Source organism: Prauserella salsuginis, assembly GCF_024648885.1.
Lineage (GTDB): Bacteria > Actinomycetota > Actinomycetes > Mycobacteriales > Pseudonocardiaceae > Prauserella > Prauserella salsuginis.
On sequence record NZ_JANBBF010000016.1, the window covers coordinates 57,738 to 78,549 of the forward strand.

Below are 20,812 nucleotides of genomic sequence, written 5' to 3' on the forward strand. Positions count from 1 at the left end.
GTGTGTACCGAGGGGGTGCACGTCTCGAGTGGTGACTCCAGTCACGGCCGGTGAGGCACCTTTGCCTGCCGCGAGGAAATAAGACACAATTATGTTGTGAAAAACGACGGCAACCAGGATCAGCAGGGTGGCACCACGCCACCGGCGCCTCCCGGTTCCGTCACGGCACCCGTGCCGCCGCCGGGTTCGGACGGTGGCACGCGGGGTGAGGTCGCCAGGGTCCTGCTCGAGCAGGGTCCGATGACCGCGGCCGCGGTGGCCGAACAGCTCGGTATCAGCCCGACGGCGGTGCGCCGGCATCTCGACGCACTGCTGGCCGACGCTGAGGCCGAGACCAGGGAGGCATCGCGACGTGGCCGAAGGGGGCGTGGCAGGCCCGCGAAGCTGTTCCTGCTCACCGAGCAGGGCAGGGCGCGGTTCGGGCACGCCTACGACGACCTTGCGGTCTCCGCGATCCGATTCCTCGCCGAGCACGTGGGCGAGGAGGCGGTTCGCGCGTTCGCCGAGCGGCGCGTGGCGGCGCTCGTCGATCCGTACCGGGAGCAGATCTCTAACGAGGGTGCTCCCGCGGACAAGGCGGAGGCCCTCGCCACCGTCTTGACCAGGGAGGGTTACGCTGCGTCGACCAGGCAGGTCGGCGCCGGCGGTCCGGACACCGGAGCTTCTGGCGCCGGAACTTCCGGGACCGGAGCGCAGCTCTGCCAGCACCACTGCCCGGTGGCCCACGTCGCAGCGGAGTTCCCGCAGCTGTGCGAGGTCGAGACCGAGGCTTTCGCACAGTTGCTCGGCACGCACGTGCAGCGACTGGCCACCATCGCGCGCGGCGACGCCGTGTGCACGACGCACGTGCCCGGCCCGGCGCCGGGTCACGAAGCACGAACTCCGAATGGAGGGACGACCGCATGACTGCCGCTGCCGAGCAGCGCAATCCCACCACCACGCCGTTGAGCCAGGAAGAGACCATCGAGTCTCTCGGCAATTACGCGTTCGGCTGGTCGGACCCGGATACGGCGGGCGCGAGCGCTCGGCGTGGGCTTAACGAGGATGTCGTAACGGACATCTCGGATAAGAAGTCCGAGCCGGAGTGGATGCGCGACGCACGTTTGAAGGCCCTGAAGCTCTTCGAGCGCAAGCCGATGCCCAACTGGGGCGCGGACCTGTCGGGGATCGACTTCGACAACATCAAGTACTTCGTGCGTTCCACCGAGAAGCAGGCCACCAGCTGGGACGACCTGCCGACGGACATCAAGAACACCTACGACAAGCTCGGCATCCCCGAGGCGGAGAAGCAGCGCCTCGTCGCCGGTGTCGCCGCGCAGTACGAGTCCGAGGTCGTCTACCACCAGATCCGTGAGGACCTGGAGGCCCAGGGCGTGCTGTTCCTGGACACCGACACGGCGCTGCGCGACTACCCGGAGCTGTTCAAGGAGCACTTCGGCTCGGTCATCCCGGCGGGCGACAACAAGTTCTCCGCGCTGAACACGGCCGTGTGGTCCGGTGGTTCGTTCATCTACGTGCCGAAGGGGGTGCACGTCGACATCCCGCTGCAGGCCTACTTCCGCATCAACACGGAGAACATGGGCCAGTTCGAGCGGACGCTGATCATCGTCGACGAGGACGCCTATGTGCACTACGTCGAAGGCTGCACGGCGCCGATCTACCAGTCCGACTCGCTGCACTCGGCGGTCGTGGAGATCGTGGTGAAGAAGGGCGGCCGCTGCCGCTACACGACGATCCAGAACTGGTCGAACAACGTCTACAACCTGGTGACCAAGCGCGCCAAGGCCGAAGAGGGCGCCACCATGGAGTGGGTCGACGGCAACATCGGCTCCAAGGTGACGATGAAGTACCCGTCGGTGTTCCTCATGGGTGAGCACGCCAAGGGCGAGGTCCTCTCGGTCGCGTTCGCGGGCGAGGGCCAGCACCAGGACGCGGGCGCGAAGATGGAGCACCTCGCACCGCACACCTCCTCGACGATCGTGTCGAAGTCGGTGGCGCGTGGTGGCGGCCGTACCTCGTACCGGGGTCTGGTGAAGGTCGCGAAGCGGGCTCACCACTCGCGCTCCAGCGTGGTCTGTGACGCCCTGCTGGTGGACACGATCTCGCGGTCGGACACCTACCCGTACGTGGACATCCGCAACGACGACGTGTCCATGGGCCACGAGGCCACCGTGTCCAAGGTGAGCGAGGACCAGCTGTTCTACCTGATGTCGCGCGGCCTCACCGAGGAGGAGGCCATGGCGATGGTGGTGCGCGGGTTCGTCGAGCCCATCGCGCGCGAGCTGCCCATGGAGTACGCGCTCGAGCTCAACCGCCTGATCGAACTGCAGATGGAAGGAAGCGTCGGCTGACATGACGGTTGCTGACAACACCGCAGCCGCGAACGCAGCGGAGGCCGCCGAGGTCACGATCCCGGCGGCCTCCCGCGCGGAGCGTTTCGCCTCGTACGACGTCGAGGCGTTCGAGGTCCCGGGCGGCCGTGAGGAGAACTGGCGTTTCACGCCGATGAAGCGCCTGCGCGGCCTGCACGACGGTTCGGCACCCGCCACCGGTGAGGCCGAGCTGGAGCTCGAGGCCGCGCCGGAGGTGCGGGTCGAGACCGTGGGCCGGGACGACGAACGACTCGGTCAGGCAGGCGTTCCGAGCGACCGGATCTCCGCTCAGGCGTACTCGTCGTTCGAGAAGGCGACGCTGGTGACGGTGCCCGCCGAGACGAAGGCCTCGGCCCGCACACTGGTGCGGTTCCACGGTCCCGGTGAGGGCAAGACCGCCTACGGGCACGTGCAGGTCCGCGCCGAGCAGTTCGGCGAGGCGACGGTCGTGCTGGACCACGTCGGCTCCGGCACCTACGCCGACAACATCGAGTTCGTCCTCGGTGATGGGGCACAGCTGACCGTCGTGTCGGTGCAGGACTGGGCCGACGACGCCGTCCACGTCTCCGAGCAGCATCTGAAGCTGGGCAGGGACTCGCGGCTCAAGCACATCGTGGTCACGCTCGGCGGCGACCTGGTGCGCGTCAGCCCGACGGCCACGTTCGCGGGCCCCGGTGGTGACGTGGAGATGCTGGGTCTGCACTTCGCCGACTCCGGCCAGCACCAGGAGCACCGGCTGTTCGTGGACCACGCCGTGCCCAACTGCAAGTCCAACGTCCTCTACAAGGGCGCGCTGCAGGGCGACAATGCGCACTCGGTGTGGATCGGCGACGTGCTCATCCGCGCGGCTGCCGAGGCGACCGAGACCTTCGAGCTCAACCGCAACCTCGTACTGACCGAGGGTGCCCGGGCCGACTCGGTGCCGAATCTCGAGATCGAGACCGGCGAGATCTCCGGCGCCGGGCACGCGAGCGCCACGGGCCGTTTCGACGACGAGCAGCTGTTCTACCTCCAGGCGCGCGGCCTGCCCGAGGACGAGGCGCGCAGGCTCGTTGTGCGCGGGTTCTTCCACGAGATCCTCATGAAGATCGAGGTCCCCGAGGTGCGCGAACGGCTCGAGGCGGCCATCGAGGCCGAACTCGAAGCCATCGGCGTGTAACGCGGCCGGACCATCACTGACGACTTTCGAACGCCGAAGAGAAACGAAGAAGGCATGGCCACACTGGAAATCAAGGATCTGCACGCCGACGTCGTGACCGACGAGGGCAACAAGCCGATCCTCAACGGCGTCAACCTGACGATCCGCTCGGGCGAGACCCACGCGATCATGGGCCCGAACGGCTCCGGCAAGTCGACGCTGTCGTACGCGATCGCCGGTCACCCGAAGTACGAAGTGACCTCGGGCGAGGTGCTGCTGGACGGCGAGAACGTCCTGGAGATGAGCGTCGACGAGCGTGCTCGCGCGGGCCTGTTCCTCGCGATGCAGTACCCGGTCGAGGTGCCGGGCGTGTCGATGTCGAACTTCCTCCGCTCGGCCGCCACCGCGGTGCGCGGCGAGGCCCCGAAGCTGCGGCACTGGGTCAAGGAGGTCAAGGACGAGATGAGCCAGCTGGACATCTCCTCCGAGTTCGCCGAGCGCAGCGTGAACGAGGGCTTCTCCGGCGGTGAGAAGAAGCGCCACGAGATCCTGCAGCTGGCGCTGCTGAAGCCGAAGTTCGCCATCCTCGACGAGACAGACTCGGGCCTCGACGTCGACGCTCTGCGCACGGTGTCGGAGGCGGTCAACGACTACAAGTCGAACAACGAGGTCGGTGTCATGCTGATCACGCACTACACGCGGATCCTCAAGCACATCGAGCCCGACTTCGTGCACGTGTTCGCCGGTGGCAAGGTCGTGCAGTCCGGCGGCAAGGAGCTGGCGGACGAGCTCGAGGCCGACGGTTACGTCAAGTACACGACGGAAGCCGCGGTCTGACACGTCACGCGCGGTCTGCCGGGGGCGGTGACAGCACCGCTCCGGCAGGCCCGGACCGAAGGGAGCCGGCGATGACCACCACGGATTCACTGCCTGTGGACGTCACGGCACTGCGAACCGATTTCGCCATCCTGTCGCGCACCGTCCGTGACGGAAAACCGCTGGTGTACCTCGATTCCGGGGCGACATCCCAGCGTCCCGCCCAGGTGCTCGACGCGGAGCGGCGGTTCGTGGAGACGTCGAACTCCGCGGTGCACCGTGGGGCGCATCAGCTGTCCGAGGAGGCGACCGACGCCTACGAGGGAGCCCGCGCGACGATCGCGTCGTTCGTCGGGGTCGCGCCGGGCGAGGTCGTGTTCACGAAGAACGCGACCGAGGGCATCAACCTCGTCGCCTACGCGATGAGCAACGCCGGCACGGCGGGCCCGGAGTCGGCGCGGTTCGCCGTCGGGCCGGGCGACGAGGTCGTCGTCACGGAGATGGAGCACCACGCGAACCTGGTGCCGTGGCAGCAGCTGTGCCAGCGCACCGGGGCGACGTTGAAGTGGTTCCCGGTCACCGACGAGGGCAGGCTCGACCTGTCGGGGCTGGACTCGATGATCACCGAGCGGACGAAGGTGGTCGCATTCGCCCACCAGTCCAACGTGCTCGGGACGGTGAACCCGGTCGAACCGTTGGTGCGGCGGGCCCACGAGGTCGGTGCGCTGGTCGTGCTCGACGCGTGCCAGTCCGTGCCGCACGGCGTGTACGGGCGGGGTGCGGTCGACTTCGGCGCGCTCGGCGTCGACTTCGCCGTGTTCTCCGGGCACAAGATGCTCGGTCCGTCGGGTATCGGTGTGCTGTACGGGCGGCGGGAACTGCTCGAGGCGATGCCGCCGTTCCTGACCGGTGGGTCGATGATCGAACTGGTCCGGATGGAAGGGTCGACGTTCGCGCCGCCGCCGCAGCGTTTCGAGGCGGGTGTGCCGATGACCTCGCAGGCCGTCGGGCTCGCCGCTGCGGTGGACTATCTGAACGGTGTGGGCGTGGACCGCATCGCGGCGCACGAGCACACGCTCGTCGAGCGGGCGCTCGCGGGCCTGTCGGGAATTCCGGGCGTGCGGATCATCGGACCGGCCGACACGGTCGACCGCGGTGCGACCGTCGCGTTCGTCGTCGACGGGGTGCATCCGCACGACGTGAGCCAGGTACTCGACAGCGTCGGCATCGCCGTGCGGGTGGGACACCACTGTGCGTGGCCGCTGCACCGGGCGTGCGGCGTGCCGGCGACGGTGCGCGCGTCGTTCTATCTGTACAACGAACCGTCCGAAGTGGATGCGCTGGTTGCGGGGGTCCGTGAGGCGCAGCGGTTCTTCGGAGTGGGGGAGTAGGCATGCAGCTCGAGAGCATGTACCAGGAGATCATCCTGGACCACTACAAGAACCCGCATGCCCGCGGCCTGCGTGAGCCGTTCGACGGGGAGTCGTTCCAGGTCAATCCGACCTGCGGTGACGAGGTGACCCTGCGTGTCAAGGTCACCGACGACGGCAAGGTTGAGGACGTGTCCTACGAGGGGCAGGGCTGTTCGATCAGTCAGGCCGCCACGTCGGTGCTGACCGATCTGGTGATCGGCCGCAGCGTCGACGAGGCGATGACCACGATGGATGCGTTCACCGAACTGATGCAGGGGCGCGGCCAGGTCGAACCGGACGAGGACGTGCTCGAGGACGGCATCGCGTTCGCCGGTGTGGCGAAGTATCCTGCGCGGGTGAAGTGCGCGTTGCTGGGATGGATGGCCTTCAAGGACGCACTGGCCCGCACGTCGAACGGTGTGGAGGCCGGGTGAGCGACAATGGAGCTTGCGCAGCACCGCTCACCAAGGCCGACTCCCGCAAGATAGAGGTGGAAGCATGACCGAAGCCGGCACGCAGCAGGAGCGAGAGGGCCGGACCGCGGCCGATCTCGATCAGGAAGCACAGGCCGCCGAGGCCGTGGCGGGCGGCGACGTGGCGAAGGTCGAAGACGTCGAGGAGGCCATGCGCGACGTGGTCGACCCCGAGCTCGGCATCAACGTCGTGGACCTGGGCCTGGTGTACGACATTCGGGTGGAGCCGGACAACACGGCGACCATCGACATGACGCTGACGTCGGCGGCCTGCCCGCTGACGGACGTGATCGAGGACCAGACGGCGTCGGTGCTGAAGGGTTCCGGCAAGCTGGTCGACGACTACCGGATCAACTGGGTCTGGATGCCGCCGTGGGGGCCGGAGAAGATCACCGAGGACGGCCGCGAACAGCTGCGCGCCCTCGGCTTCACCGTCTGAGACGTTCCACGGCCTGAGGCGATGCACGCGCGCCGGACACCCGCTCATGGGTGTCCGGCGCACGTGTTTCTGCGGGGCCGCAGGTCTCGTGCGGTCGGCTCGGGGCGTGCCCGCGCGTGGCGTGGGCCGAGGGTGGAGTGGGCCGAGGGTGGAGTGGGTTCCGCCCCGGCCGACGGCGGGTGGCGCGTCGGCCGGGGCGGTGGCTCGGGCAGGACGGCGTCCGGAGCGGCGAACGTCAGAGGGATGCGCTGAGCGCTTCGAGGAGGCGGTCGGCGCGGCCGTCGGCGTTCTCGCTGCGCAGTTCGTTGGTGACGAAGGAGAAGCCGAGGCCTGCCTGTGGCCACGCGCCGTGACGCCCGCCGCCGGCTCCGGAGTGGCCGAACGCGCCTGCCGAGCGTGACGTGGGGCCGTAGGTGCCGATCGGGTCCTCGAGTTCGTAGCCGAGGCCGAACCGCAGTGGCCGGTCGTTGATGGCGTCCACGCCTTCGGACCAGGTCCGGGTGGCGCGTGCCAGCGGGTCCGGTGGGACGACCTGCCCGTGGCCGAGCAGGTCGTAGAGCCGTGCCATCGATCGTGCGGTGCCGGTGGCACTCCCGGCCGCCAGTTCGGCGCGGCGGTAGGCGGCCGAGTTCATCCGCTCGTCGGAGTCGAGCAGGCCCGCGTACATGCGTTCGACGATCTTCCTGCGCTCCGGGTCGTCGAGAACCGTGCTGATGGCGTACCCGGGGGCGCGCAGCAGGCGCGCCATCCGGCCGTCGAGGTACTCGGGTGTGCCGAGATGCAGGTCGAGCCCGAACGGCTCGGCCAGGGTCTCCCGCACGAGCGTGCCGACGGAGCGGCCGGTCGCGCGGCGTAGCAGTTCGGCGACGAGGTGGCCGTACGTGAGTGCGTGGTAGGCCACTCGTGTTCCGGGTGTCCACAGGGGACGCTGCTCGGCCAGTAGCGCGGCACAGGCGGCGTTGTCGAGCATGTCGTGTTCGCCGTCCACATAGGGCAGACCGGCGGTGTGGGCGAGCACGTGGCCGATCGTGGCGTCGGCGGTGAACCCGGGCCAGACCTCGCGCACCGGGGCGTCGGGGTCGAGGACGTCGAGTGCGGCGACGACGGTGGCGACGATGCCCTTCGTGCCGGAGAACAGGACGCACAGGGTGTCGTCGCGCCACGGCACGGCCGACGCCGGGTCGGCGAGCCCGCCCCACAGGTCGACGACCGCCCGGCCGTCGCGGACGACGGCGAAGGAGGCGCCGCCGCGCGCGTCGGCGAGTACGTCGGCGAAGGCGTCCCGCACGGCGTCGAAACCCGGCGCGACCGAGCCGAGGACCGTCATCGTCACATCCTCGGCGTGTTGGCGAGCAGTTCACGCGTGTACTCGTGCGACGGGGAGCCGAGCACCTCGTCGACCGTGCCCGATTCGACGACTTCCCCGCCACGCAGTACCGCGATCCGGTCGGCGACGTGCCGGGCCAGCGCGATGTTGTGCGTCACGAACAGCATCGCCGTGCCCAACTCCCGCCGCAGTTCGCAGAGCAGGTCCACGATCGTGGCCTGCACGGACACGTCGAGCGCGGAGGTCACCTCGTCGCACAGCAGCACCTCCGGCGTGGTCACCAGAGCACGGGCGATGGCCGCGCGCTGCCGCTGGCCGCCGGAGAGCTCGTCGGGAAGCCGGTCCCCGAACGCCGGATCGAGACGCACCCGTTCGAGAGTCTCGGCCACGCGTGCGCGGCGCGCGGTGGCGTCGAGGTCCGTCAGGGTCCGCAACGGCAGTTCCACCGACTGCGCGATCGTCTTGCGCGGGTTGAGCGACGAGTACGGGCTCTGGAACACGTACTGCACCGAGCGCAGCTGCTCGGCGGTACGCCGCTGCGTCGAGGTGGCCAGCGGGCTTCCGGACAGCGACACCGTGCCGGCATGCGGTTCGCCCAGCCCGGCCACGCACTGCGACAGGGTCGTCTTGCCGGAGCCGGATTCGCCGAGCAGCATCAGACATTCGCCCGCGCGCACGTCCAGGGAGACGTCGTGCAGCACCCGGTGGTCGCCGTACGAGACGGACAGGCCGGAGACCGACAGGACCGGGGTGCGTGCGCGGTCGCCGCCGGTCGCGGCGGGCGCGGCGTCACCCGGCTGCGTCCCGTTCGAGTCGGCACTGTCCGCTTCCGCACTGTCCGGTTCTGCAGTGTCCGCGCTGGCTCCGTTCGAGCCCACACCGTCAGGTTCCGCACCGTTCGAACCGGCACTCTCCGGAGTGACTGATTCCGGCCGTTCCGCGGCGGATGTGCTGGTGGCACCCGTGCCGTCGAGGTGCGGCACCGCGGTGACGAGCTCGCGGGTGTAGGCGTGCGACGGGGCGCGGAGCACCTCCTCGGCGGAGCCGCACTCGACGACCTCGCCGTGGCGCAGCACGGCGACCCGGTGGGCGATCGTGGCGACGACCGCCAGGTCGTGCGTGATGTAGAGCGCGGCGGTGTCGTGTTCGGTGGTGAGCGCGGCGACCGTGCGCAGGACCAGCGTCTGCGTGGTGACGTCGAGTCCGGTGGTCGGCTCGTCGAGCACGACGACACTCGGCCGGCACGCGAACGCCATCGCGATGCCGACGCGCTGCTGCTGACCGCCGGACAGTTCGTGCGGGTACCGCCGCTGGTAGCTCTCGTCGTCCGGGAGACCGACCTCGGCCAGGACCTCGGCGATGCGTGCGGAACGTTCGGCGGCGGAGGTGCCGTAGCCGTGCGTCTCGAGCACCTCGCCGATCTGCCTGCCGATGCGCAGTGCCGGGTTGAGGGAGGCGGCCGGGTCCTGGGGGATGTAGGCGACCGTGCTGCCGCGCAGCGACCGCCGCTCCCGGTCGCCGACCTCCAGGACGGACACCGGCTCGCCGTCGTCGGACTGCAGCGAGACGGTGCCGCCGGTGTGGACGAGTCCGCGGCGGAAGTGGCCGAGTGCGGCCAGTCCCGCGGTGGTCTTGCCGGAACCGGATTCGCCGACCAGTGCCAGCACCTCGCCGGGGGCGATCTCGTACGACACGCCCTTCAACACGGGGTGTCCGGCGACGGTGTCGACGCGCAGATCCCGCGCGGCGAGCGTGTGCGTCAACGTGGCGGGAGCGGTCATGCCGAGGCCTCCTTCGCTGTCTGCGGCTTGCCGGACTGTGAGGTGCCGGCGGCCGCCGAGGCGAGCGAGTCGGTGATCAGGTTGGTGCCGACGGTCAGCACGGCGATCGCGAGCACGGGCAGCAGCACGCCCCACGGCTCGACGACCAGGGCGATGCGGTTCTCGTTGATCATCAGCCCCCAGTCCGCGGTCGGCGGCTGGATGCCGAGTCCGAGGAACGACAGTGAGGCCACGTAACCGATGGAGTACGTCAGCCGCAAACCGAGTTCGACCATCAGCGGGCCGGTGATGTTGGGCAGCACCTCGCGGAGCAGGATGCGCCGGCGCGGCATGGCGTACATGCGGGCGGCGCGGATGAAGTCCGCGTCCTTGACCGCCACCGTGGCCTGCCTGGCCACGCGGGCGACACGGGGTGCGTGGGTGATGCCGATGACCAGCACCAGCAGCCAGCCCTCCGGGCCGATCATGGCGATCGCCAGGAGCGCGAACACCAGCTGCGGGAACGACAGCAGCACATCGCTGCCGCGCATGATCAGCGAGTCGAGCCAGCCGCCGCTGTAACCGGCGAGCATGCCGAGGACCGCACCGAGCACCAGGCCGAGCGCGGTCGCCAGTACCGCGTAGATCAGCAGGGTCAGGCCGCCGGAGAGGAACCGGGTGAACACGTCGCGGCCGAGACCGTCGGTGCCGGCGATTCCTCCGGACTGGAAGGGCTTGCCCGCGAAGCTGGTCGTGTCGTGGCCGGTCAGCCAGGGCCCCACCCACGGGCCGAGCACCGCGACGCCGACGACGACCACGGTCAGAGCCAGCCCGATCTTCGCCTGCGGCAGGGCCCACGCACGCCGCAGCAAGGTGGACTGTGTGGTCGTGGCGGTCATCGGGCCACCTCCGCGCGCAGTTTGGGGTTGGTCATGATGCCGACGATGTCGGCGATCAGGTTCACCACGATGTAGACGGCGGCGATGAGCAGCGTGATCGCCTGGACGACTTCGACGTCGCGGTTGTTGACCGCGTCGATGAGCGCCTGTCCGATTCCGGGGTAGCGGAAGAGGAACTCGACCACCACGACGCCGCCCGCGAGCCAGGCCAGCTGGATCGCGATGACCTGCGCGACGGGGCCGATCGCGTGCGGCACGGCGTGCCGGGTGATGACGACACGCTCGGGCAGGCCTTTGAGGCGGGCCATCTCGACATAGCCGCTGTCGAGCACCTCGCTCATCGTCGCGCGCATCATGCGCGTGATGTACGGCGTGACGACGAGCGTCAGTGCGAGGATCGGCAGCACGAGCTGGCTCGGCCGCGACCACACCGGTTCGCCCGGCGGCGCCAGCGTCACCGAAGGCAGCACCGGCAGCACGGTCGTCGACAGCACGACGATCAACGCGACACCGATGACGAACTCGGGCAGCGCCGCGACGACCAGGCTGAGCCCGGACACGGTGTGGTCGACGGCGCGGCCACGCCGCAGCGCCGACCAGGTGCCGAGTGCGAGGCCGAGCACGGTGCTGATCACCGCGGCGCCGACGAGCAGCACCAGCGAGGCGCCGATACGCCCGCCCAGCAGCTCGGTCACCGGGCCCTGCGAGGCCGCCGACGTGCCGAGATCGCCGGTGACCACACCGCCGAGCCAGTCGAGATAGCGCTGCCACACGGGCGCGTCGAGGCCGAGTTGATCGTTCAGCGCGGCGATGCGTTCGGGCGTGGCCTGCTGGCCGAGGATGGCTCGGGCCGGGTCTCCCGGCAGCAGCAACGTCGCGACGAATACCAGCAGCGTCACGAGCCACAGCACGGCGACGCTGATCGCGAGCCTGCGCAGAATCAGTCGAAACACGAAATCCTCACCTCCTCAGCCGAGCCAGACCTGGCCGAACGAGTAACCGGACAGGGGAAGGCCGGTGCGGTCCGGGACGAGCCCGGCGACGTAGACCTGATGTGCGTCGACCTGGTTCACGAAGCCCCAGACGATCAAGCCGCCGCGTTCGTGCTCGATGCGCTGCGCCTGCTTGAGCAGCCGGGTGCGTTCGCCGGTGTCGCTCGTGCGGTTCGCCGTGCGGACGAGCCGCACGAACTCGGGGTCGTCCCAGTGGGTCTCGTTGTAGGGCGAGTCCGGCAGCGAGCCGTTCGCGGCCTGCGGCAGGTAGTTGCGCGTGTACCAGAAGTCCTGGGCGAAATCCCACTTCAGGTAGTTGTCGCCGTAGAAGGTGGTGGTGTCGACGCGGCGGAGGCGCACGTTCACGCCCGCGGCCTTCGCCTGCTGCTGGAACACCTGCGCCGCCTCGACCGCGCCGGCCTGGATCGGTGCGGTGACGAGCTCGATGTCCAGATTCGACTTGCCCGCCTCGGCCAGCAGCCTGCGCGCCTCGGCGATGTTCCGCGTGCGCTGCGGCAGTTCGGAGGCGTACGCGGGGTCGAACGGGGCGTACAGGTCGTTGCCGACCCGGCCCTGGCCCGCCAGCACCTGGTTGATCATCTGCTCGCGGTCGATGACGAGGCGCAGGGCCTGCCGGACGCGTACGTCGTCGAACGGCGGGCGGTCGACGCGCATGGTGAACGGCAGCCACGTGCCCGTCTCCGACGAGAGAATGCGCATCCGTTCGTCGCTGCGCAGCACCTCGACGAGGGACACAGGCACCTGGTCGATGGCGTCGACCTGGGAGGCGAGCAGGGCGTTGATCCGCGCGTCGTCCTCGGTGAAGTTGATGAGGACGAGCTCGTCGAGGTACGGCCGTCCCGGCCGCCAGTAGTGCGGGTTGCGCACGAACCGGCTCTGCAGACCCGCGGTGAACGATGCGGCGCGGAACGGGCCGGTGCCGACCGGGTTCTCGAGGTCGAAGTCGGCGGGCACGATCCCGAGCGAGTACTGGCCGAGGTAGTCGGCGAACACCGCCGAGGGCTCGTTCAGGTGGAACTCGACCTGCCGGTCGCCCTTGGTGGTCACCTTCTCGAGCATCGACAGACTGGTCGCGCCGGACTTCGGGTCGTCGGGGTCCATGACGCGGCGGAACGTGGCGACGACGTCGGCGGGGGTCACCGGCCTGCCGTCGTGGAAGCGGACGCCCTCGCGGAGGGTCGCGGTCCAGGTCCTCGCGTCCGCCGAGGGCTCGAGCTTCTCGGCGACCAGGTAGGAGACCTCGAAGTCGTGGTCGCGGTAGACCAACGGTTCGTAGAGGTTGCGAACCCGCGCGATGTCCGGGTTGGTGACGGGGGAGTGCGGGTCGAGTGTGTCGGAGGCGCCACCGCCGGTGACGCCGACGCGCAGCGTGCCGCCGCGCTTCGGTGGGCCGGTCGGCGCCGCGGCGGCGTCGGAACGCCCGCCGCAGGCCGACAGGAACGGAACGGCGCCGGCCAGTGCGGCGCTACCGAGCAGGAACTTCCTTCGAGAGAAACGAGTGTCGTGGTTGTCGAGGGACATGAAGGGCTTTCTGTCGGGGACAGGGGCGGGTCAACAGCGAATCGCTCTCCCCGCGTACTCCGGCGCCGGCTGGAGCAGGCGGCGGAGCTTGTCCGCCACGTGATCCGGGAACGGCGCGGCCCCCTCTTCGGCGACGTGGATCGCCGTCAACTCCTCGGTCGCCACGAGCTCGCCGCCGACGCGCAGCTCGTGGCACAGCACGGCCTTCTTGGCCGCCACCGAGGTCACGAACGTGGTGACGTGGAGGTCGGCGCCGGGGCCGACCTCACGCAGGTACCGCACGTGCGCCTCGACGGTGTAGAGCGAGCACCCGGTCTCGGTGCGGTACGCCTCGTCGAGACCGACGTGGTCCATCAGGCTGGTCGTGGCGAAGCCGAACACCATGACGTAGAACGGCTCGCTGAGATGACCGTTGTAGTCGATCCAGTCGTCGCGGACCCGGTCGTGGTATTCGAGGACGTCAGCCATCGGCGCGTCCTCGGGATTCGGCGACGGCGCGCTGCACGGCGATGACGGCGCGGTCCCGCTCGGCGACGAGCTCGGCGATGCTCCGGCCGTCGGCCTCGGACTCGCAGCCGGCGACCATGTCGTCGCGCAGCTGCTTCGTGAGGTCGGGCGCGGTCAATCGCGTCCAGGGCGCCTCGAGTGACGGTCCGAAGTGGTCCAGCATGTGGGCCATGCCGCCCTCACCGCCGGCGAGGTGGAACGTCAGGCACGGACCGTGTACCGGCCAGCGCAGGCCGGGACCGTCGGTGATGGCGGTGTCGATCTGTTCGACGGTCGCCTCGCCCTCGGCCACCATGTGCAGCGCCTCCCGCCAGAGCGCCTCCTGCAGGCGGTTGGCGATGAAGCCCGGCAGTTCGCGGTCCATGGTGATGACGGACTTGCCGACGTGCCGGTAGAAGGCGCTCGCCTGCTCGACGGCCCAGCGCTCGGACTTCTCGCCGCCGACGACCTCGACGAGCGGGATGAGGTACGGCGGGTTGAACGGGTGGCCGACGACGAGCCGTGCGGGATTCGCGGCGGTCGTGGCCATGTCGGTCATCGGAAAGCCCGATGTGGACGATGCGATGACCACGTCCGACGGTGTGACGGCGTCGATGTCGGCCAGCAGCGTGCGCTTGAGGTCGAGGTCCTCGGGCGCGCTCTCCTGCACGAAGCCGGCACCGTCGACGGCCTCGGCCAGCGTCGGCAGCACGGTCAGGTTGTCGCGGGAGGCGCCGTCGGCGAGGCCGAGTTCGGTCAGCGCGGGCCAGGCGCCGTCGACGATGCGACGCAGTTTCGCCTCGGCGTCGGGCGCGGGGTCCCAGGCGCGTACCCGGTAGCCGCGGGCGAGGAAGTGGGCGGCCCAGCCGCCGCCGATGACGCCGGCGCCGACACAGGCGACGGTGGTGATGTCGGTGGAGGTGTCAGCCACGGCCCGCTCCCTTCAGGTTCAGCTGGGCGCGCGCCTCGTCCGGTGTGGCGATGGTGCCGCCGAGCCCCTCGACGATGCTCACCGCGCGCTCGACCAGCTGGGCGTTGGTGGCCTTGACGCCCTTGGCGAGGTAGAGGTTGTCCTCGAGCCCGACGCGCACGTGACCGCCGAGCAGCGCCGACTGGGCCACCCACGGCAGCTGGTTGCGGCCGATCGCGAACGAGGCCCACTGGGCGCCCTCGGGCAGCATGTTGACCATCGTCTGCAGCAGCTCGGGGTTCGCCGGGGCGCCGTACGGGATGCCCATGCACAGCTGGAACAGCGGCGGCGCGTCGATCAGACCTTCCTCGATCAGCTTCGTGGCCAGCCACAGCTGACCGGTGTCGAAGATCTCGAGCTCGGGTTTCACACCGAGCTCCTGGATTCGCTTCAAGCCGGTGCGCAGCATGTCCGGGGTGGAGACGTAGAGCTGGCTGCCCTCGCCGAAGTTCAGCGAGCCGCAATCCTGGGTGCAGATGTCGGGTAGCAGCTCCTCGACGTGCGGCAGCCGGTCGGTGGCGTTGACCAGGTCGGTGCCGTCGACGGGCTTGAGCGGGTCGTCCTGATCGAGGAACAGGTCGCCGCCCATACCCGCGGTCAGGTTCACGACGACGTCCACACCGGACTCCCGGATACGGCCGACCACGTCGCGGTAGAGGGCGACATCACGGGAGCCCTGGCCGGTGTCGACGTTGCGTACGTGGATGTGGACGACGGCGGCGCCCGCGTTCGCGGCGGCGACGGCGTCGGCGGCGATCTGTTCCGGTGAGACCGGAACGTGCTCGCTCTTGCCCACGGTGTCGCCGGCGCCGGTCAGTGCGGCGGTGACGATGACTCTGTCCTGCATGGAGGGTTTCACAGTCCCTTTCCTGCGATGGTGCGGTCGATGAAGTCCTTCAGGTGTTCACGCATGGCGTCGACCGAACTGCCCGGTTTGCCGGTGAGCACCTGGATGCCGAGCCCGTCGACGAGCGCGCTCAGCTGGGTGGTGATCGCGTCGGGGTCCCGCTCGGCGAAGACGCCCTGCTCCTGTCCACGTCGGATGGTCATGGCGATCGTGTGGAACCACCGGTCGTAGGAGTCCCAGTAGAGTTCGCGCATCTCGGGATTGAGCGCGGACTCGTTCCACACCTGCAGCCAGACCGACCACTCGTCGTGGAGCAGCCCGTCGGTGGGCAGCTGCAGCTCGACGAGCCGCAGCAACCGGTCGCGGGCGTTGTCGATCGTGTGGAGCTCGGCGACCTGCCGGTCGAACGCGAGCTTGACGTTGCGCCGCAACGCTTCGGTGAGCACGGCCTTCTTGGTGGGGAAGTGGTAGTGGATGCTCGCCGTGCTCTGGCCGCACGCCTTCGCGATGTCGGCGATGCGCACGTGGTGGTAGCCACGCTCGGCGATCAGTTCCCACGCGGTTTCCAGGATTCTCCTGCGGGTCTCCGGTTGCGGACCGTCCTGTGTGGAGCTCGCCGACGCGGTGGGCACCGCGGTGACGGTCACGGCGTCGTCGCTGCCGTTCAGCAGCCAGTTGACGGTGACACCGGAGTGTTCGGCGACCCGGACGAGTTCGTGGGGCGAGAACCTGCGGGTTCCCTTCAGCGATTTGGACAGTTTCGTTTCGTCGAGCCCGATCGCCGTGGCGAACTCCCGCTGCGCGCCGGGTTTCGCGGGGATCAGTCCCCGGACGCGGTCACGCAGTCCATCCGTGTCGGCCATGTCGCTGGACCGTAGTAATTGCTTGCGGTGATCGCAAGGGGCTGACTGGCACATCAGTCAGTCGCAAGCCTGTGACGTGGGCCGATGTTCGCAACGAGTTATGGGTCACCGCTCCCCGTGTGCTGGATGCGGTAGCCGGGGTATCGACCGATGTGGGCGGACCGGCCCACCGGTCACCGGCCGTCACATAGTGTGTCGCGCATGGGAGCTGCAGACGCCGCGCGCACGACACGACGGAACGCCGAAGCGGAGGCCGGAGGCTTCGCGGACCTGGTGAGCAGTCCGTTCCGCATCGACCGGGACCGCATCGCAGGCTCGCCGTACTTCGCCCGGTTGTCCGGCGTCACCCAGGTCGTCAGCACCGGTGGGGCGGGGCTGTTGCACAACCGGCTCACGCACAGCCTCAAGGTCGCGCAGGTGGCGCGGGCGATCGCGGAACGTCTCGGGTCCGAGTCCGAGGCTGCCACCGTCGTCGGCAAGCTCGGCGGGTGCGACCCGGACGTGGCGGAGGCGGCCGCGCTCGGCCACGACCTCGGGCATCCGCCGTTCGGGCACCTCGGTGAGCAGGTGCTGGACCGCATCGCGCGGCGTCGGTACGGCTTGTCCGACGGTTTCGAGGGCAATGCGCAGACCTTCCGGATCGTGACGACCACGGAGGTGGGCGGTCCGACGCCCGAGGGGCTGAACCTGACGGCGGCCACCCGCGCCGCGCTGCTGAAGTACCCGTGGTTCCGGCTCCACCGTCCCGAACCGCATCCGGCGACGATGGACGAGCCGCCGCGGGGTGCCGCCGAGGGTGAGGAGCCGGGCACCGGATCGGCGAAGTTCTCGGCGTACGTCACCGAACTCGACGACGTCGACCAGGCTCGCGCGCCGTTCACCGGGCTGGTCGAACCGTGGCAGCAGACCGTCGAGGCGTCGGTCATGGACCTCGCCGACGACATCGCCTACGCCATCCATGATCTGCAGGACTTCCACCGGATCGGGGTGTTGCAGCACGCCTCGGTCGCCACGGAGCTGGGGCGGTGGCTCGCGGAGCCGGGCGCGTTCGCCGCGCTGTCGGACGAGACGCTGCGTGAGGTGCACGGCCGTCCCGGCCGGTCGCTGGAGACGTTGCGCAGGAGGATGCACGCCAAGGACGCGTGGATCGCCGACGACGCGGTGTTCGCCGCCGCGGTCGCGCGGGTTCAGCACCAGCTGGTCGACGGCCTGCTGGCGAGTCCGTTCGACGGCTCGGTCGAGGCGGAACAGGCGATGGCGACGTTCTCGGCGAGTTGGACGGCGCGGCTGGCCGACGGGGTGGTCGTGACGCCGTCGCCGACGACCCGCAGCGGGCACGTGACGCTGCGGCAGCCGCAGTGGCACGAGGTGCAGGTGCTGAAGTTCGTGCATCGGCAGTTCGTGTTGCAGCGGCCGGATTTCGCGCTGCACCAGCGCGGGCAGGCGGCCCTGCTGACGTCCCTTGTGGACGCGCTCGACAGCTGGCTCGGCGACCGCGACGAGGCGGGCAGGTTGCCCCGCAAGCTGCACGACCTGGTGGCGCTGGCGAGTGCGGAGTACGGCCGGTTGGTGCGTGAGGATCCGGAGCTGTTGGTCGGCGCTGCGGGGGAGCGGGTCGAGGGCGCCGACGCCGTGCGCGGGCTGGCGCGTGGCCGCGCGGTGGTCGACTTCGTCGCGTCGCTGACGGACGCGCAGGCGGCGACCATGCTCGACGCCATCACCGGCCGCGGCGGCCAGCCGTGGTCGGACTCCTTCGTCCTGTGACGCCGAAGCGCCGGAATCCCCGCCCACACACAACACCTCCACGCACAACGCCTCCGCACGCGCTGCGGGGGACGGCCGCATACGGTGGCGGTCATGGCACGGGTGCGGCAGGTCAGCGGTGGCGGGAAGGCCGTCGAGGTGGAACCCGAGCGTCTCGCCGGCTGGTTCGACCGGTTCGCGGCCCGCAACGGTGGTGCCGCGTCGACGGCCGTGACACCGACGAGGGTCGTCGTGACCGCGGGTGACGGCACCACGGCGACGGTCGACGTGCCGTTCCCGCCGCTGGACGCCGACTACCGCGTCGGCGAAGGTCTCGCCATGGCCGCTCTCGTCGAGCACGTGTGCGCCCCGCGGCGGATCGGCCTGTTGCTGGTTCGGCTCGGCGCGCACAGCGTCGGGATCGCGGAGGGGCCGGACGTGGTCGTCTCCCGCACCGACCGGCACCTCGTGCACGGCCGCAGCGCTGCCGGCGGTTGGTCCCAGCAGCGTTTCGCCCGGCGCAGGGACGGCCAGGCCCGGCAGGCGCTGCGGGCGGCGGCCGACGACGCGGCCGACGTCCTCGCTCCGGCCGCGTCCGAACTGGACGGTGTGGTGCTCGGCGGCGACCGCGGGGCGCTCGACGAGCTGCGCGGCGATCCACGCCTCCAGCCGGTGTTCACGCTCGCCTCGTCCCGCGTGCTCGACGTGGCCGAGCCCCGCAGGGCCGTGCTGGAGGAGGCGGCTCGGCGGGCGCGGGCCGTCGAGGTGGTCCTGCGGTGACCGCGGTCACCGGGGCCGAAACCCCGTTGTGCGTGCCCCGTACACTCGGGTCCGTGGTCGTTCTGCTGGAGTAGCCCTCGCGCCGTGCCCGTGCGCCCGCGCCCCGTGTGCGCGCCGCACGCGCAGCGGCATTCACGGACGTCTCCACCTTCCGAATCAACGCCACGGAGTTTCCTGTGATCACGGCTACCGGCCTGCAACTGCGCGCGGGTTCGCGCATCCTGCTCGACGACACGACCCTGCGGATCCAGCCGGGCGACCGCATCGGCCTCGTGGGCCGCAACGGTGCGGGCAAGACCACCACGCTGAAAGTCCTCGCCGGCGAAGGCGAACCGTACGCGGGCGACGTCACCGTCGGCGGTGAGGTGGGCTACCTGCCGCAGGACCCGCGGGAGGGCGACCTGTCCGTCCTGGCCAAGAACCGCGTGCTGTCGGCCCGTGGGCTCGACAGGATCCTGCGCGACATGGAGAAGGCTCAGACGGCGATGGCCGAACTCGTCGACGACGGCGAGCGGGACAAGGCCGTGCGCAAGTACGGCAGGCTCGAGGAACGGTTCTCGTCACTGGGCGGGTACGCCGCCGAGAGCGAGGCCGCCCGCATCTGCGCCAACCTGGGCCTGGAGGAGCGGATCCTCGACCAGCCGTTGCAGACGCTGTCGGGTGGCCAGCGCAGGCGCGTGGAGCTCGCGCGGATCCTGTTCGCCGCCTCCGAATCCGGCGCGGGCGGGAAGTCCGGCACGATGCTGCTGCTCGACGAGCCGACCAACCACCTCGACGCCGACTCGATCAGCTGGCTGCGCGGGTTCCTCAAGGCCCACGAGGGCGGGCTCGTGGTGATCAGCCACGACGTCGACCTGCTCGACGAGGTCGTCAACAAGGTGTGGTTCCTCGACGCGACGCGGGGCGAGCTCGACGCCTACAACATGAACTGGAAGCGTTACCAGGAGGCGCGCGCGACCGACGAGAAGCGCCGCCGCCGCGAACGCGCCAACGCCGAGAAGAAGGCGAGCGCGCTGCAGCAGCAGGCAGCCAAGCTCGGTGCGAAGGCCACCAAGGCCGTGGCCGCGAAGAACATGGCGCGCCGCGCCGATGAGATGCTGTCGAACCTCGACGAGGAACGACAGTCCGACAAGGTCGCGAAGATCAAGTTCCCGGCGCCGGCGTCCTGCGGCAAGACACCGCTCACCGCGGAGGGCCTGTCGAAGTCCTACGGGTCGCTGGAGATCTTCACCGGGGTCGACCTCGCGATCGACCGGGGCTCGAAGGTGGTCGTGCTCGGCCTCAACGGTGCGGGCAAGACGACCCTGCTGCGCCTGCTCGGCGGGATGGAGAAGCCCGACACCGGATCGATGATTCCCGGTCACGGCATGCGGATCGGCTACTACGCCCAGGAGCACGAGACGCTCGACCACGACTCGTCGGTGTGGGACAACATCCGCCATCTCGCCCCCGACACGGGCGCGCAGGAGCTGCGCACGCTGCTCGGGTCGTTCCTGTTCTCCGGGGAACAGCTCGACCAGCCCGCCGGGACGCTGTCCGGCGGAGAGAAGACGCGGCTCGCGCTCGCCGGGCTCGTGTCCAGCGCCGCGAACGTGTTGCTCCTCGACGAGCCGACGAACAACCTCGACCCGGCGAGCCGTGAACAGGTGCTCGACGCGTTGCGCAGTTACACGGGTGCCGTCGTGCTCGTGACCCACGACCCGGGCGCGGTCGAGGCGCTGGAACCGGAACGGGTGATCCTGCTGCCGGACGGCACGGAAGATCATTGGTCGGCCGATTATCTGGAACTGGTCCAGTTGGCCTGACGGCAATTGCCGTACGGCGGCGTTTTCCGCTTGTTTTCGGGGTCTACGCACCGTCGTTGACGGGTGGCCAAGAAAGCTCGCCGATCGTTAGTTGACGTGCACAAATACCGGATCGGCGCAACATTTCCGCGCTTCTGCCGAGTTTTGC

19 protein-coding genes are annotated in these 20,812 nt (G+C 69.7%); 10 read left to right on the plus strand and 9 right to left on the minus strand.

Annotated elements, in window-relative coordinates:
* Positions 1-96 precede the first annotated feature (96 nt).
* The 7 genes from LY40_RS25405 (at position 97) to LY40_RS25435 (ending at position 6,650) form a co-directional block, all read left to right on the plus strand.
* Positions 97-906, plus strand: a complete 810-nt coding sequence (locus LY40_RS25405) for a helix-turn-helix transcriptional regulator (RefSeq protein WP_372497788.1) — start codon at positions 97-99, stop codon at positions 904-906.
* The gene (gene sufB / locus LY40_RS25410; protein ID WP_258938390.1) at positions 903-2,351 is read left to right on the plus strand and encodes a Fe-S cluster assembly protein SufB; all 1,449 of its coding nucleotides are present in this window, start codon (positions 903-905) and stop codon (positions 2,349-2,351) included. The genes LY40_RS25405 and sufB overlap by 4 nt, the downstream gene beginning before the upstream one ends.
* A 1-nt stretch (position 2,352) precedes the next feature.
* Complete coding sequence (gene sufD, locus LY40_RS25415; RefSeq protein ID WP_258938391.1) at positions 2,353-3,531, plus strand: Fe-S cluster assembly protein SufD; 1,179 nt, start codon at positions 2,353-2,355, stop codon at positions 3,529-3,531.
* Between the two features lie 54 nt (positions 3,532-3,585).
* A complete protein-coding gene (gene sufC / locus LY40_RS25420) occupies positions 3,586-4,347 on the plus strand; it encodes a Fe-S cluster assembly ATPase SufC (protein ID WP_183787363.1) in 762 nt (253 codons plus the stop codon).
* A 71-nt stretch (positions 4,348-4,418) separates the two neighbouring features.
* A complete protein-coding gene (locus tag LY40_RS25425; RefSeq protein WP_183787362.1) occupies positions 4,419-5,717 on the plus strand; it encodes a cysteine desulfurase in 1,299 nt (432 codons plus the stop codon).
* A gap of 2 nt (positions 5,718-5,719) precedes the next feature.
* Positions 5,720-6,172, plus strand: coding sequence for a Fe-S cluster assembly sulfur transfer protein SufU (gene sufU, locus LY40_RS25430; protein ID WP_183787361.1), 453 nt, complete (start codon positions 5,720-5,722; stop codon positions 6,170-6,172).
* A gap of 64 nt (positions 6,173-6,236) precedes the next feature.
* Entirely contained in the window at positions 6,237-6,650 is a 414-nt protein-coding gene (locus tag LY40_RS25435; protein ID WP_183787360.1) for a metal-sulfur cluster assembly factor, read from the plus strand.
* Positions 6,651-6,885: 235 nt separating this feature from the next.
* On the opposite strand, the gene LY40_RS25440 is transcribed toward LY40_RS25435, so the two are convergent.
* Genes LY40_RS25440 through LY40_RS25480 form a run of 9 tightly spaced genes read right to left on the minus strand, consistent with a single transcriptional unit; the run spans position 6,886 to position 16,336 of the window.
* Complete coding sequence (locus tag LY40_RS25440) at positions 6,886-7,977, minus strand: serine hydrolase domain-containing protein (RefSeq protein ID WP_258938392.1); 1,092 nt, start codon at positions 7,975-7,977, stop codon at positions 6,886-6,888.
* 2 nt (positions 7,978-7,979) lie between these two features.
* Complete coding sequence (locus LY40_RS25445; protein ID WP_258938393.1) at positions 7,980-9,758, minus strand: dipeptide ABC transporter ATP-binding protein; 1,779 nt, start codon at positions 9,756-9,758, stop codon at positions 7,980-7,982.
* Positions 9,755-10,636 carry an ABC transporter permease gene (locus LY40_RS25450; protein ID WP_258938394.1) on the minus strand — a complete coding sequence of 294 codons (882 nt, stop codon included), beginning with the start codon at positions 10,634-10,636 and terminating at the stop codon, positions 9,755-9,757. The genes LY40_RS25445 and LY40_RS25450 overlap by 4 nt, the downstream gene beginning before the upstream one ends.
* Positions 10,633-11,589 carry an ABC transporter permease gene (locus LY40_RS25455; protein ID WP_258938395.1) on the minus strand — a complete coding sequence of 319 codons (957 nt, stop codon included), beginning with the start codon at positions 11,587-11,589 and terminating at the stop codon, positions 10,633-10,635. Before LY40_RS25455 ends, LY40_RS25450 begins: the two co-directional genes overlap by 4 nt.
* Before the next feature lie 15 nt (positions 11,590-11,604).
* Positions 11,605-13,170 carry an ABC transporter substrate-binding protein gene (locus LY40_RS25460; RefSeq protein ID WP_183787355.1) on the minus strand — a complete coding sequence of 522 codons (1,566 nt, stop codon included), beginning with the start codon at positions 13,168-13,170 and terminating at the stop codon, positions 11,605-11,607.
* A 30-nt stretch (positions 13,171-13,200) separates the two neighbouring features.
* Positions 13,201-13,638, minus strand: a complete 438-nt coding sequence (locus LY40_RS25465; protein ID WP_258938396.1) for a thioesterase family protein — start codon at positions 13,636-13,638, stop codon at positions 13,201-13,203.
* Positions 13,631-14,587, minus strand: coding sequence for a 3-hydroxyacyl-CoA dehydrogenase NAD-binding domain-containing protein (locus LY40_RS25470; protein ID WP_183787353.1), 957 nt, complete (start codon positions 14,585-14,587; stop codon positions 13,631-13,633). The genes LY40_RS25465 and LY40_RS25470 overlap by 8 nt, the downstream gene beginning before the upstream one ends.
* The gene (locus tag LY40_RS25475) at positions 14,580-15,473 is read right to left on the minus strand and encodes a beta-keto acid cleavage family enzyme (RefSeq protein ID WP_258938397.1); all 894 of its coding nucleotides are present in this window, start codon (positions 15,471-15,473) and stop codon (positions 14,580-14,582) included. The genes LY40_RS25470 and LY40_RS25475 overlap by 8 nt, the downstream gene beginning before the upstream one ends.
* A gap of 8 nt (positions 15,474-15,481) precedes the next feature.
* Positions 15,482-16,336 carry a TetR/AcrR family transcriptional regulator gene (locus LY40_RS25480; RefSeq protein WP_258938398.1) on the minus strand — a complete coding sequence of 285 codons (855 nt, stop codon included), beginning with the start codon at positions 16,334-16,336 and terminating at the stop codon, positions 15,482-15,484.
* 201 nt (positions 16,337-16,537) lie between these two features.
* On the opposite strand from LY40_RS25480, the gene LY40_RS25485 reads away from it, so the two are divergent.
* The 3 genes from LY40_RS25485 to LY40_RS25495 all read left to right on the plus strand — a co-directional run bounded on the left by LY40_RS25485 (position 16,538) and on the right by LY40_RS25495 (position 20,664).
* Positions 16,538-18,100 (plus strand): deoxyguanosinetriphosphate triphosphohydrolase family protein, encoded by a 1,563-nt coding sequence (locus tag LY40_RS25485; protein WP_183787350.1) that lies wholly within the window; start codon positions 16,538-16,540, stop codon positions 18,098-18,100.
* A 93-nt stretch (positions 18,101-18,193) separates the two neighbouring features.
* A complete protein-coding gene (locus tag LY40_RS25490; RefSeq protein WP_258938399.1) occupies positions 18,194-18,859 on the plus strand; it encodes an acVLRF1 family peptidyl-tRNA hydrolase in 666 nt (221 codons plus the stop codon).
* 176 nt (positions 18,860-19,035) lie between these two features.
* Positions 19,036-20,664 (plus strand): ABC-F family ATP-binding cassette domain-containing protein, encoded by a 1,629-nt coding sequence (locus LY40_RS25495; protein WP_183787348.1) that lies wholly within the window; start codon positions 19,036-19,038, stop codon positions 20,662-20,664.
* Positions 20,665-20,812: the final 148 nt, after the last annotated feature.

What these genes read in the sequence shown, in the direction of transcription:
- LY40_RS25475 (WP_258938397.1), bottom strand. Translation starts at nt 15,473, where the DNA reads ATGCAGGACAGAGTCATCGTCACCGCCGCACTGACCGGCGCCGGCGAC.
- sufU (WP_183787361.1), top strand. Translation starts at nt 5,720, where the DNA reads ATGCAGCTCGAGAGCATGTACCAGGAGATCATCCTGGACCACTACAAG.
- sufD (WP_258938391.1), top strand. Translation starts at nt 2,353, where the DNA reads ATGACGGTTGCTGACAACACCGCAGCCGCGAACGCAGCGGAGGCCGCC.
- LY40_RS25440 (WP_258938392.1), bottom strand. Translation starts at nt 7,977, where the DNA reads ATGACGGTCCTCGGCTCGGTCGCGCCGGGTTTCGACGCCGTGCGGGAC.
- LY40_RS25460 (WP_183787355.1), bottom strand. Translation starts at nt 13,170, where the DNA reads ATGTCCCTCGACAACCACGACACTCGTTTCTCTCGAAGGAAGTTCCTG.
- LY40_RS25480 (WP_258938398.1), bottom strand. Translation starts at nt 16,336, where the DNA reads ATGGCCGACACGGATGGACTGCGTGACCGCGTCCGGGGACTGATCCCC.
- LY40_RS25435 (WP_183787360.1), top strand. Translation starts at nt 6,237, where the DNA reads ATGACCGAAGCCGGCACGCAGCAGGAGCGAGAGGGCCGGACCGCGGCC.
- LY40_RS25445 (WP_258938393.1), bottom strand. Translation starts at nt 9,758, where the DNA reads ATGACCGCTCCCGCCACGTTGACGCACACGCTCGCCGCGCGGGATCTG.
- LY40_RS25425 (WP_183787362.1), top strand. Translation starts at nt 4,419, where the DNA reads ATGACCACCACGGATTCACTGCCTGTGGACGTCACGGCACTGCGAACC.
- sufB (WP_258938390.1), top strand. Translation starts at nt 903, where the DNA reads ATGACTGCCGCTGCCGAGCAGCGCAATCCCACCACCACGCCGTTGAGC.
- LY40_RS25490 (WP_258938399.1), top strand. Translation starts at nt 18,194, where the DNA reads ATGGCACGGGTGCGGCAGGTCAGCGGTGGCGGGAAGGCCGTCGAGGTG.
- LY40_RS25465 (WP_258938396.1), bottom strand. Translation starts at nt 13,638, where the DNA reads ATGGCTGACGTCCTCGAATACCACGACCGGGTCCGCGACGACTGGATC.
- LY40_RS25485 (WP_183787350.1), top strand. Translation starts at nt 16,538, where the DNA reads ATGGGAGCTGCAGACGCCGCGCGCACGACACGACGGAACGCCGAAGCG.
- LY40_RS25450 (WP_258938394.1), bottom strand. Translation starts at nt 10,636, where the DNA reads ATGACCGCCACGACCACACAGTCCACCTTGCTGCGGCGTGCGTGGGCC.
- sufC (WP_183787363.1), top strand. Translation starts at nt 3,586, where the DNA reads ATGGCCACACTGGAAATCAAGGATCTGCACGCCGACGTCGTGACCGAC.